13 protein-coding genes and 1 pseudogene are annotated in these 12,062 nt (G+C 47.4%); 10 read left to right on the top strand and 4 right to left on the bottom strand.

Features of this window, described 5'->3' with window-relative positions; translation table 11 throughout:
- The first annotated feature begins 23 nt into the window (after positions 1 to 23).
- The 6 genes from GN241_07470 (at position 24) to GN241_07445 (ending at position 5,940) form a co-directional block, all read left to right on the top strand.
- Complete coding sequence (locus GN241_07470; protein XAT57220.1) at positions 24 to 695, top strand: hypothetical protein; 672 nt, start codon at positions 24 to 26, stop codon at positions 693 to 695.
- 325 nt (positions 696 to 1,020) lie between these two features.
- A complete protein-coding gene (locus GN241_07465; protein XAT57219.1) occupies positions 1,021 to 1,194 on the top strand; it encodes a hypothetical protein in 174 nt (57 codons plus the stop codon).
- 509 nt (positions 1,195 to 1,703) lie between these two features.
- Positions 1,704 to 1,928, top strand: coding sequence for a hypothetical protein (locus GN241_07460; protein XAT57218.1), 225 nt, complete (start codon positions 1,704 to 1,706; stop codon positions 1,926 to 1,928).
- A 1,045-nt stretch (positions 1,929 to 2,973) separates the two neighbouring features.
- Positions 2,974 to 3,561, top strand: a complete 588-nt coding sequence (locus GN241_07455; protein ID XAT57217.1) for a TRAP transporter small permease subunit — start codon at positions 2,974 to 2,976, stop codon at positions 3,559 to 3,561.
- On the top strand, positions 3,561 to 4,850 hold the full coding sequence (locus GN241_07450; GenBank protein ID XAT57216.1) for a TRAP transporter large permease subunit: 1,290 nt from the start codon (positions 3,561 to 3,563) through the stop codon (positions 4,848 to 4,850). Before GN241_07455 ends, GN241_07450 begins: the two co-directional genes overlap by 1 nt.
- Before the next feature lie 31 nt (positions 4,851 to 4,881).
- Positions 4,882 to 5,940 (top strand): C4-dicarboxylate ABC transporter substrate-binding protein, encoded by a 1,059-nt coding sequence (locus tag GN241_07445; GenBank protein XAT57215.1) that lies wholly within the window; start codon positions 4,882 to 4,884, stop codon positions 5,938 to 5,940.
- 102 nt (positions 5,941 to 6,042) lie between these two features.
- Here the strand turns inward: GN241_07445 and GN241_07440 are convergent.
- A pseudogene (locus tag GN241_07440) lies at positions 6,043 to 6,485 on the bottom strand (sel1 repeat family protein).
- A gap of 69 nt (positions 6,486 to 6,554) precedes the next feature.
- On the opposite strand from GN241_07440, the gene GN241_07435 reads away from it, so the two are divergent.
- The 4 genes from GN241_07435 (at position 6,555) to GN241_07420 (ending at position 9,482) form a co-directional block, all read left to right on the top strand.
- On the top strand, positions 6,555 to 7,847 hold the full coding sequence (locus GN241_07435; protein XAT59215.1) for a c-type cytochrome: 1,293 nt from the start codon (positions 6,555 to 6,557) through the stop codon (positions 7,845 to 7,847).
- 567 nt (positions 7,848 to 8,414) lie between these two features.
- Positions 8,415 to 8,675, top strand: coding sequence for a hypothetical protein (locus tag GN241_07430; GenBank protein XAT57214.1), 261 nt, complete (start codon positions 8,415 to 8,417; stop codon positions 8,673 to 8,675).
- A 33-nt stretch (positions 8,676 to 8,708) separates the two neighbouring features.
- Positions 8,709 to 8,933, top strand: coding sequence for a hypothetical protein (locus GN241_07425; protein XAT57213.1), 225 nt, complete (start codon positions 8,709 to 8,711; stop codon positions 8,931 to 8,933).
- A gap of 345 nt (positions 8,934 to 9,278) precedes the next feature.
- The gene (locus tag GN241_07420) at positions 9,279 to 9,482 is read left to right on the top strand and encodes a hypothetical protein (protein ID XAT57212.1); all 204 of its coding nucleotides are present in this window, start codon (positions 9,279 to 9,281) and stop codon (positions 9,480 to 9,482) included.
- Positions 9,483 to 9,886: 404 nt separating this feature from the next.
- Here the strand turns inward: GN241_07420 and GN241_07415 are convergent, their stop codons facing one another.
- Genes GN241_07415 through GN241_07405 form a run of 3 tightly spaced genes read right to left on the bottom strand, consistent with a single transcriptional unit; the run spans position 9,887 to position 11,821 of the window.
- Positions 9,887 to 10,063, bottom strand: a complete 177-nt coding sequence (locus GN241_07415) for a hypothetical protein (protein XAT57211.1) — start codon at positions 10,061 to 10,063, stop codon at positions 9,887 to 9,889.
- 56 nt (positions 10,064 to 10,119) lie between these two features.
- Positions 10,120 to 10,698 (bottom strand): peroxidase-related enzyme, encoded by a 579-nt coding sequence (locus GN241_07410; GenBank protein ID XAT57210.1) that lies wholly within the window; start codon positions 10,696 to 10,698, stop codon positions 10,120 to 10,122.
- 58 nt (positions 10,699 to 10,756) lie between these two features.
- The gene (locus tag GN241_07405; GenBank protein XAT57209.1) at positions 10,757 to 11,821 is read right to left on the bottom strand and encodes a Rieske 2Fe-2S domain-containing protein; all 1,065 of its coding nucleotides are present in this window, start codon (positions 11,819 to 11,821) and stop codon (positions 10,757 to 10,759) included.
- Positions 11,822 to 12,062 lie beyond the last annotated feature (241 nt).

Here is a 12,062-nt window from a genome sequence, read left to right as displayed (position 1 = left end):
CCCAATTCAAAAAGGCAAAACCAATGCGAAAATTTACGGTCATCATTCTTCTTAGTGTTTTATCTGCCTGCCAATTTAATGTGACGCCAACCTTCTACGTGAGGGACATCCAAGATGTAATCGCGTCTAGAGATCCCATCAATTTGCCTATATTTATGCAAGTCCCAGCGTCGAGCATGGATGATTGTCAGTCCGAAATCGGTCAGGTGCTGGGCATATTAGAAACCTATGGCATGATCGGAAAGCTACAATCATGCAACAGCGATGAGAGCGCGTTGTTTGCAACCGCAAATATTGAACTTGAAGCGTCGGTCATGCGAGTGGATGATCAAAATCAGGATAACATGACCGGGGCCTTGGCACTTGGCATAGAAGATAGAGGCGATGGTTATTACGGATTATATCTGGCGCGGAACCCAAAATTAGAAGCGGCAATGACTTCTATTGAGTCCGCCTTAATTTTTGCCACTCTTGATGCAACAAATGTTGGCTTTGTCGTTACGATTAACAATGACATGAGAGAGGCGCTTTTTATCACTACATATGATAGCTTTGTAAATGGTGCGCCATATGATGAGGAAGAATTTATATTGAAGCCACGATCCGTTTTAAAAGTTAGAGCATCGGATGTGAGTACAAATTTATTTTTCAATCGGGGGTGGTACGAAATTGGCGTTATCAAGTTTTCTAGTTAAAACCATTGATAAAAAACCCTCTTGAAAATCTTAAAAGACGATGCGCTTGGGCATTTCAGGCAGATTTGTGCCCCCGATAAAAAGCCCCTCCAAACTTTGACTTAAAACATCATAACTTTAATTATTGGTTTCTCGTTGTATCTTTGCGTTTTTCTTAATCTGATTATGTTCATTTAATCAGTGGCTTATTAAAGCTAATGAAACTGATAGCACGAATATTGATCTAAAATCGCTTCTTCAGCGTATCCTAAACCAAAAACAGTCGTTAAGTTAAGAAAGTCGTAGCCAACAGCCTCATTGAAACTGCCACTTATGGAGCTGACTTATGAATGAAACACGGGATCGACATTTTATAGATGAACTCGTTCAATACGGACGAGAATACCTGCTGACCGATGTAGACGATCTGGTTTGGGAGTGGTTGAAACAATCCAATTTCGTGGATAGTAAAAATCAGGCAACAGACAGAGGCAAATCCTTGTTGCTTATGCTCGGGTAAACTTTCGAAAACCCCTCATTCTTTTTGATCCAATCTGTATCTCGAACCGTACGTTAAATAGGTTTGTGTCTTAATCCGCACGCAGCGATCACGGTTAATCGCTTTTATAGAGCGCGGGCTAGCCACCCTAGACGTTGGGAAATGATGTGAAAAAATGTGACTGCGGACGATCACCGACGGCCAATTGCATTGGGTGGCATAAGCTGACCCACGCAGAATGGCAGGTGAAAAAGCTCATCTTTGAAGCAGAAACGCATGCTGAAAAAGTCGCAGAGGAATATTCTAGGCTTATGGATCAAAAAAACTGGCCCCAATAAATCAATTATGCGACTTTACCAATATCCGTTTTAATCTTTGATAAGCCAGAAGCCGCAACTATCAAATCAAACACACGGCTCCCTTATCTGCGGCCCAAATTTCACTTTTTTAAATAACCAGCATAAACATCGCTAAGCCAATGTGCCCCTTTGCGCAAACCCACGTCATTCGGACACTGTTTTGCCCCTCAAATGCCCCTTCGCCAAAAAAAAGTTCTGTACGTCAACACCCAAGCATGCGCCGTTGCGATCGCGCGTTTTGATCCGACGCCGATCATGCAAGAAACTCCAGAAAGCGAAAAACAAAATGCAGGAACCGATAGGAACAGCGGCAATATCAATATGTTCGATTTTCAGGATGAAGCACGCTTTGAAATCGCCGCGCATCGGTATAAGTTCAATAGTTACGATAAATAATTGATCCACGCCAACGGAAAAAGCATCATAATTGTCAAGACCAGCCCACATTTTGTTGAACCATTGCCAGCTATCCGATTAAGGCGCAGGGCAGATAACCGGTACTTTGCGCAAGGCCTTGTCTAAAGAGATCGATTTAAAGCTGATCACTTTGGCCCTTGCATTTGCGATGGACGGCGCGGTTACAGCTAAACCGCTTGGGACGTTTTTGAACCGGTCATATACTCATTGAATTTGAGCAAAAAAGGGGAACGCTGGATTGATCTGACATTGAAAATATACGGCACTGCTCAAAGCAATACGTCAAAATACAACCGTGTGATAAAGCCTACCATTAAAACCAATTAACCCGCCTGCACCGCGCTTTTTGGGGTTTTCTGATTATCCAAGCGAAGACCTTTGACAATAAACTGTCATAAAATTTAACCTTATAGCCGCGTAAAATTCGCTAATTGTTGTTAAAGATGGTGACCCACGCGCCAATCTTATCAAGCCCAAAAAACCTTTTGAAGATAACTAAACCTCGCCAAAATATCTATATAAATTCAGGTTCATTCCACCAAAATTCCAAAGGAAAAAAGTTACATAAATACGCCCTCTCATCGTTTGGAGCGCTCCTTTTTACTTTGAAATCTGCCCTGCTGACACGCAGAAATGATCTTGCTCGGCACAAGAAAAAAAATTCATCCCCCTAAAAATTGATACACTATTGATTTACCCGTGATTGAATGCTAGCGAAGGCGCAAAGAAGAGAATGGAGTGAACAATCACCTGTCCAAATTGCAGCAGTTTGTAAAAATTGAATGCCGTTTTCGGCATGTTGATTTGATGGTGAAAATAGGCTTTTGGTTGCGGATTTGAATTTTGGCTAGAAAATGAATAACAACATTATCTTAACATCCAAGCGCAACTATATCTGCGTAGCGATAAACGCAGCTTATGCAGCACCAAACGCGCTGCCTATCTCGGCAAAAGCCGAGCCACAACATAAAAGCGAAGCCTCACAAAACGCGCCGCGCTCCTCTGTGGATTGGAAAATAATGTAATGCATGCGATGTTCACCCTTCTCAAACCATTGCAAATTTTCAATGATATCTGTGGTTGGTTTGGGCGCTGGCTCTCAGTCATCGCCTTGGCGCTTATGGTCCTTATAATTTTACTGCAGGTTTTCTGCCGCTATGCGCTCAACAATGCCCTGCCCTGGCCGGATGAAGCGGCACGGTTTCTTATGCTATGGCTCACGGGCTTGATGGCGCCAATCGCGCTGCGTCAGGGTGGTTTTGTTGCAATTGAAACTCTGACGCAGTTTTTGCCCCGTCGGGGCGTTACCTTGCTAACGCTGTTTCTGTTTACAGTGTCTCTTGTGGTGCTCTGCGTTGCCGTTAAATTGGGTTGGAAACACGTTAATTCTGGATGGCTGTTTGCCAGCGCCTCTTTAAAGCTTCCGCTTCAGTTGATCGGTTTGAAAGCCGTTAAACTCAAATTGGCATGGATGTATTTATCACTGTTTGTTGGGGCTGTTTTAATGATTTTTGCTACGGTGGAGTTAATTATTCGCCAAATCATTACCCTGGGCGGGGAGCATCGCCATTTACGGGATATTCCTATTCTTGACAGCGAAAGTGCGCGATAATGCTGATGTGGTTCCTCCCCCTGTTTTTGGTGTTTTTGGTGATTGGTCTACCGGTGTTTTTTGGGCTGTTGGCGGCGCCCGGGCTTTTGTTATGGCTCAACGGTCAAGAGCGTGACATCGCCCTTTTATATCGCAACGTTTACAATGGAATGGATAGCTTTCCGCTGATGGCCATTCCATTTTTTATGCTGGCGGGCGAATTGATGAACCGGGGTGGAATCACAAGCCGTTTGGTGGAATTCGCGCAGGCAATTATGGGGCATCTGCGCGGTGGCCTTGCGCATGTGAATATTTTATCTTCAATGCTGTTTGCCGGCCTGTCCGGATCAGCCGTCGCTGACACCTCTGCGCTTGGCTCTATGCTGATCCCCGCGATGGAAAAACAAGGCTATACACGGCGTTTTGCGGCCGCAATTACCGCCGCCAGTTCGGTTATTGGGCCCATTATCCCCCCCTCTGGCATCATGATTATCTACGCCTATGTAATGGGCGAGAGCGTCGCCGCATTGTTCTTAGCGGGTATTGTGCCGGGGATTATGGTTGGTGCAGGGCTGATGCTGATGGTGAAGGTCATGGCCGACCGCTATGATTTTCCAGTTGCCAGCGCCAAATACAGCTGGCACGCCCGCGGCCAAGCCAGCCTGAAAGCGTTCTTTCCTTTGATGACGCCGGTGATCATCCTTGGTGGTATTCTCGGCGGGATATTTACCCCGACAGAGGCCGCGGCTGTTGCGGTAGGCTATGCGACTTTTATCGGCTTATTCGTTTTAAAATCACTGAAACTGCAGGATTTACCACAGGTTCTTACAAAAGCAGCGATGACTTCTTCGGTGGTTTTATTATTGGTTGGCGCGGCAATGGCGTTTAAAACAGTCGTGAGCCTGAGCCATGCCCCAGAAACCCTTGCAGCGTTTATATTGTCGCTTTCTGAAAACCCGTTGATTTTGCTTTTTCTGATCAATATCCTATTGTTCATTGTTGGGATGTTTTTAGACGCTGGGCCGGCAATCATTATTTTGGGGCCGATCTTGGGGCCAATTTTCATCAGTATGGGCGTTGACCCGGTTCATTTTGCAATCATAATGAGTGTAAACTTAACGGTTGGGCTGGCAACGCCGCCAATGGGTTTGGTGCTGTTTGTGGCCTCCTCTGTATCAGGAGAGAGAGTCGATAGTATCGCCCGCGCAATCATTCCATTTCTTTTGGTTGAAATATTTGTGATCTTCTTAATCACCTATATTCCAGCCATTTCCATGACGATCCCACGTCTTACCGGGTTCGTAAACTAACCTTAACTGCAATATCTCTAGGGAGGAAAACATGCTAAAAGGTACTATCAAGTCGCTGACGCTCGCAGCGATGCTCACCACAGGGGCGGTGGCTGCCAATGCCGCAGATTACACAATTCGAGCCACAGCCAACTCGAATGAAAACGATGAAGACTATGATGGTCTTGTTGTGTTTAAAAACTATGTTGAGAGCGCTTCAAACGGCGCGATCGAAGTTGAATTGTTCATCGGCACGCAGCTGTGTTCAAAAGGCGCAGAATGTTTGCAAGGTGTGGCCGATGGCTCAATCGATGTGTATATTTCAACATCCGGCGGCGCAGCAGGCATCTTCCCGTATGTGCAAGTTCTGGACCTGCCTTATTTGATGGCAGATGATCGCATTGCTGAGCATGTTCTTTCCGGTGATTTCACCCGCACAGTACGCAAAATGGCGCTTGAAGATTCGGGCGATAAAATCCGTTTGATGACAATCGGGAATACTGGCGGATGGCGCAACTTTGCCAATACAAAACGCCGCGTTCAAAACCCAGATGACATGGCTGGCTTAAAAATCCGCACCGTTGTTGCAGATCTTCCGCAAGAACTGGTGAAAGCGCTTGGAGCCTCTCCTACGCCAATCCCATGGCCTGAACTGTTTACATCGTTTCAAACCGGCGTGGTTGAAGGGTCCAAAAACGGCATTACCGATATCATGGGGATGAAATTCCCAGATGCAGGCCTGAAATATGTGACTTTGGATGGCCATGCCTATATGGGCGCGTTGTGGTGGATGTCAAATGACACATTCATGTCAATGCCAGTAGAAATGCGCACGATCGTTGCAGATGGTTTCTCACAATTGCAACAGGCCACTTTCGCTTCACCTAAGCGCAAATCAATCCAAGCCTATGCGGATTTTGTAGCTGGTGGCGGAGATCTTTACGTGCCCACACCTGAAGAAAAAGCAGCGTTTAAAGCAGCTGCGGCGCCCGTTTTTGATTGGTTCAAAGCCAATGTAGATGGAGGCGAAGAGGTGTTTAATGCACTGACCGCAGCGGTTGCTGCCGCAGAGGCCGATATTTCCGCCGGTCGCGCAGCGGATATTCAATAACAACAAAGGATCTGCGCCGCATATGGCGCTGCGCAGATCCCGCTTTTGCATCTTACTGTCAAAACTGTTGAAAACATTTGCAAAGCTGGTGTGCATCCGTTCTTATCTGAACGGATATAACCAGACCCGATAATCATCGATCAAAACATGCGCCTTTTCAATCTGCTCTTTCGTCATTTTTTAACCACTTCCTCTTGGCTAATCATCGCATCCGGATCATTGCCAATCGCAGAGAGCACATACCACATATAGGCGCGGGTCAAATCAGGCGCGGGCATGCCAAGCCCCAGTTCATAATACCACCCCACACCAGATTGTGCGCCCGGATGGCCTTTCATTGCACTGCGCAAATACCAATCAAACGCGCGCTCAAAATCTTGCTCTACGCCCAAGCCCATCGCATACATTACGCCAATCAATTCTTCGGCCTCGGCATTGCCCGAACGGGCCGCCGGCCACAGCGCGTGGCGCGCTTGTTCAAATTTGCCCGCCTCCATCAAATCTCTGGCAATTTCAAGCTCGGCCAAAGCCGGCCCAGCGCTCATCAACGCGGTTTGCAACGCCAAAACCAGCCCCAATTTCTTAAAAACCTGTTTAGTGCGATACATGTTTCTATCCTTGTTTCTGCGTTAAGCAGCTCTGCCATATGGGCAGAAACGCCACCCCTCACCGAGGCGCAGTTTCATCCATTCGACCTACAAAAAGCAAGCATTGGCCGGCTTTTATTTTACGATAAAATTCTCTCTGGCAATCGCAATATCAGTTGCAGCACATGCCATCACCCTGACCATGGCGGTAGTGATGGGCTTAGCCTTGGCATCGGCGAAGGCGGTGTAGGAATAGGCCCTAAGCGCAGCGCCGGCACGGGCGATGACAAAATCAAAAAGCGTATTCCACGCAATGCCACAGCGCTGTGGAATTTGGGGCATAAATCTATCAATGTGGTCTTTCAGGACGGACGGCTTGAAATCAGCGATATTTATGAAAATGGCTTCAACTCACCGGCTCAGGAATGGTTGCCAGATGGGTTGAACACGATTATTTCAGCGCAAGCGATTTTTCCGCTTGTGGCGCAATTTGAAATGGCTGGAAACCCCAAAGAGAATGAAATTGCCGGCGCTGTGCATGACAGAATCGATGCAGCTTGGCCGATTTTGGCCAAACGCGTGCGCGTGATCCCAGCCTATGGTGATATGTTCGTCAAGGCCTTTGATGATATAGACAGCCCAGAACAGATCACGATCGTGGAAATCGCCAAAGCCCTAGGAGATTTCATCAATCTTGAGTGGCAGAGTTTTGACAGCCCCTATGATGCGCTCTTAACCTCGGGCAAGCCACTAGACCCGGCCAGTGAGCGGGGACGGCAATTATTCTTTGGCGAGGCGGGCTGCTCAAATTGCCATAATGGACCTTTATTGAGCGATCAGAAATTCTACGCGCTGGGCCTGCCCGCTTTTGGCCCCGGCCGCGCACGGCGCTGGGATCCAACTGCGCGCGATGTTGGACGTATGGGTGAAAGCGATGATCTGCGCGATGCCTATCGCTTCAAAACCCCTCGCTTGCGCAATATTGCTCTGACAGGGCCCTATGGACATAACGGCGCCTACCCAACATTAGAAGGGATCCTGCGCCATCATTTAGACCCGCAGGGAATGCGTGCGGCTTGGACGCGCGATATGGCCGCTCTACCCCCGGTGCCTTGGTTGGAGGAAATTGATTTTGTCATCCAATCAGATCGCTATGAAATGGCGCGACAAGCCGCGAAAATTGATATTGAGCCCCGCTCGCTAACGGATAATCAAATCGCTGATATTGTGAAGTTTTTGCATAGCCTTACGGGAAAAACCGCTACCAAAAGCCGGTTGGGCAGCCCGGAGTTTGTGCCCAGCGGCTTGCCCGTTGACTAAACTGACCTGAGGCGAATGACTGGTCACGATCATCCCTTGGTTTGTTAACCCTTATTAGCCCTTTCAAGCGCGTGGGCCAGAAACTTGAATCTACCAGTGATCTTAAGCTTTTGCCGCGCAGAAGCGCGCTTGAGGCAATTCTTAAAATGATACAAATCAGTATTTTGGTTTTGGCGCCTCTGACTCAAAGCGGGCTACACTTAAAACCACTTAACCAACGCGTCTGCCCAGCTGGTCTGATTTCGCACTTTTCTTTTTATGACACCACTTCCGCTAAATAAATGTTTTACAGATCAGGCCAAAGGAGGAGGCGCTGGGTACAGCATCAGCTCCTGCTCTTACCCCGTCAACTTGTAACCACCGCGTTTTTTGTTTTGGAAAAACTATTATATTTTAAAAAGTCCTTACCTTTCGCCCATCCCAACCGAAGATGGCGCTTTTTTGTCATTCCTTTTAACTTAAAAGCAGGCAAAATCGACACAAACTGATTTTAGAGGAGATGAGTGCACCCCTCCAGTAAAACATACCAAGGCGCGTAGCTTTACGGTCCGTACAGAAGAGCGCTATATGGCCATGCCCAATCATAAAAAGTTTTCAACGGGCAATCACCCGGTTGAAATGGCGTTGCCAATGCTTCATTTTTTAAGCGCGGGATTTGAAATCGATTTGATAACCCCCACTGGCGCCCCCATCGCGATCGAAATCTGGGCAATGCCTGATAAAGACCCGCGTGTCGCAGGTTTCTTCCATGCGTCTGAGACGGCATTCAAAAACCCCAAAAGCCTTGCCGAATTTTTAAACAATGCCATGATCCAAGATGCTTCTTAAATTGCCAAATTTATTCCCGGCGGGTAGGGTGACATGCTCAGATTACCAGATAATCCGGATTTGAGAGAACTGCTTGATTGGGCGCATGATCGCAAGCTGTTTACATTGGCAATCTGTCATGCGGCCGCTGCGCTTTTGGCCACAGATACAAGCAGTAGGCTTATCTATCAGAGATATCAGAATATCGCTTTCCCAGCCGAAACCAACAAACACCAATGGTTGGATATATGCCCAGACCCATGCCGAGGTATTTTGTAGAGAAGCTGAACGTTTTTGGGGGAACTCACTTGTCAACACAAAGCCCGATGCAACCTACCATCTTGATCTTAGGCTTCTCACAAGCGCCAGTCCGAAAGCAGCAAATAATCTCCGCAGATTGGCCAAAAACACCCTTATTAACGCACTTGGCCAGAAATAACCGCGATTGCAAAAATGTTGAAAATCTGCCGATAAGCCCTCTGATTTGTTGAGCGCAAATCCTATTCCCCCCAGCAAAGACCGCGGCGTCCCCAGCACACCCGAAGGGCTTCAGCGCATTTTCGGGGCAATTGACCTCTCAGCCAAGCCTAACTAGGGTGCGCGAGATACGCTGGAGGATCATCCATGAGCATAAGCAAAACAGGTGTCGTTCTTATGATTTGCCTCAGTATCGTTGGCTTTATCGGCTATCATCAACAAGGGGCCCGCAGTTGGACAGAAACCAACGATGTAACGGGCGAATACCGTGTCTGCCAAAAATCTCCAGGTGCCGCCAAGGTGGTCTGCGATGCGTGGCATCCAAAGCAATTGATAGATCTGGACCCTTAAGGACATTTGGCCCAAAAAGGTTAAACATAGCGCTGCATAGCTTTGAGTTTTTTTAAAAATATTCAGGCTTAAATTCACAAATCCGCGCCATGGTTGTGAGAAACCGTTGTTCTTTAAGATAGGCCCTGCATTAACAAAACCTCAAAACGATGGAAAAACGTTTATTGCGAGCATGCTAGAACATAAATGTCTGGGAACTAACAATCGGCAAGGTCTTTCAGCCCATGTTTCAGCATAGGTGCATAATAGCAGCTTATCAAAAGCCAAACGGTCAAAATAGTCCTGTATTTCTCAACGCAAAAACGTGGTAAATTCCCTTTCATCTCAGTGGTTTCGCACGTGCACCAGCTTGGCCGATCTGCATGCAGGCGTTCCAATTGTTTCGCTAGACCCGCCTCTCATCACTATACGCGCAGCTTTTGCGGTTGACAAAGAGGTATAAATGACTGTGCACGGCCCAAACACTGCGCCCCATTCGCCCGTAAAGCTGTTGTTTTGAACTCTGCCGTCGCCATTGCAAAGGCTTTTAAGGGTTCGATCACGCCGGCAACCGTAACGCCAGCTTTACATTTTACCGCCATATCACCCCTGTTCCCTCTGAGCTACAAAAGGGGGCTTCTCTTCATTTCGCAACCATTCAGTCTGATTGGTAATACCCGACAACATCCCCTGCGGTGGTCACGCCCAGCCCATTTAACAGCCTATTGACATAATTAAAGTAGCCAATAATTTGATTTGCCTCAAGAATTTCACCGTCTTCTACGCCTGCAGACTTCAGAGAATCAACATCTTCTTTGGTGATATTGCCTGGCGATAAAGTTAACTTTTCAGCATAATTCAACAAAGCAAGTTCAGCGCCTTCAAAGACATCGCGCGGCGAATGGGCACGCAAGGCGGCCTCTACCTTTGTGGCTTTTGCATCATCCGCCATTAAATGGCGCGCATTCGCCCAATGGTTGGCATAAGAATAGGGGCAATTGTTTAAAGTCGAAACATAAGAGCTTATTACCTCCTGAAACCACATGGGAATGGTGTTTTGATCATCATGCAGGCAGGCCCGATACAGCGTCACATGTCCGTTCATCGTACTGGGGCGCAGAGAATGCACCCGCATAACGTTATCCACCGTACCATGCGGGGTACGTGCAAAATCCAGCGCTTTTTTCAAAGACGCATCCGCCTCTTCATCCGAAATCATCCTTATCCAAGCAGACATGTGTCTCTCCTTTTAACGCTGCGCTGACGAGGCGCTTATTTGCAGAAAATAGGGCAATCTATACAGCGCGGTCTTTTGGCCCGTTAAGCCTTTTTTCAATGTGTTTTTGTTCTTGGTCAATCATTCGCTGCAGCTTAAGCCGGAAAAGCTTGGCCCCCGCATCCAGCCCCAAATCGATATGGGGCGTCACCATATTATCCATGCCTTTTTGAACCTCTTCGAGAATAACCTTATCCTCCAGAAAGGCCATGCGCGCACCGGCATTCATTTTCTCGGAAATCTCGGCATTTTGCGGATCCGTGTTGCGGTGTTGAAACCAGATATATTGCGTGTTTTTTTCATCAACCGGGGTCATGAAATTATAAGAAATATTGACATAAGTGTTATCGACCGGTTTCGATTGCGGCCCCCCCGTACCTGGCGGCGTGTAGATTGACATATTTAAAGCTATTCCGGGAATAGACATTTCATAATGTTGTTTGCGATCACAATTTCCCTCAAAACGCAGAAGATCTTTATAATAGGGCGATGGTGGCTGATCATAAATCCATCGCGAGACAATTATACCATCTTCTGTTTTCTCAAGGTCAAGCGGTTGATCATCGGTGCCGCTACCCCCAAAAGACGTGACATGCACCCAAGCCACGTGGCTGGGATCGAGTAGATTATCCACAACCCATAAATAATTGCAGGCAATCGGCAACACGCCGCCCTCGGTATAGCCCCAATCTGGATTGTCAAAATTTTTGATTTCAAAAATATCATCTGGATTAGCTTTGTTTGGATCGCCCATCCAAATCCAAAGCAAGCGATATCGATCAACAACCGGGTAAGATTTCACCACGGCGCGACGTGGAATATTGGCGCGCTGGGTGGGCGCTTCAACGCAGGATCCGCTGCAATCAAAAGTCAGCCCATGATACCCACAAATCACCCTATCTTCGCTTAGCTGGCCATGCGACAGCGGCAATTTGCGATGCGGACAGGCATCTTCTAAGGCCACAGGGCTGCCATCTGCGCGGCGGTAAAAAACAACATTTTCTGACAACAAAGTCTGCGCGCGCAGTTCTTGTTTATAGTCTTTACTCCAGCCGGCAACGTACCAGCAATTCTGCAAAAACATATGTTAGCCCCTTTGATCTTTCTGCTCAATCCACACAACGCTTTTTTCGGCCAGCGCCGGCGCCTCGTATCAGGCAAAGCGTAATATGCGCGCTGCGGTTAGTCCATTGCAAATAGACCGGTTACATCCCCGGTTTGCGGCGACCGGCACAACAGCGCCAAACGCGCTTCGTAAGCCGCCCCATACCGAGTTATGGCACCGTTTGTGAAAACCATAAAAGCCGCATAATTTTAACTCAAAT

It is taken from the genome of Rhodobacteraceae bacterium IMCC1335, assembly GCA_039640495.1.
Classification (GTDB): domain Bacteria; phylum Pseudomonadota; class Alphaproteobacteria; order Rhodobacterales; family Rhodobacteraceae; genus Thalassovivens.
This window is presented reverse-complemented; position numbering and strand designations above follow the sequence as displayed.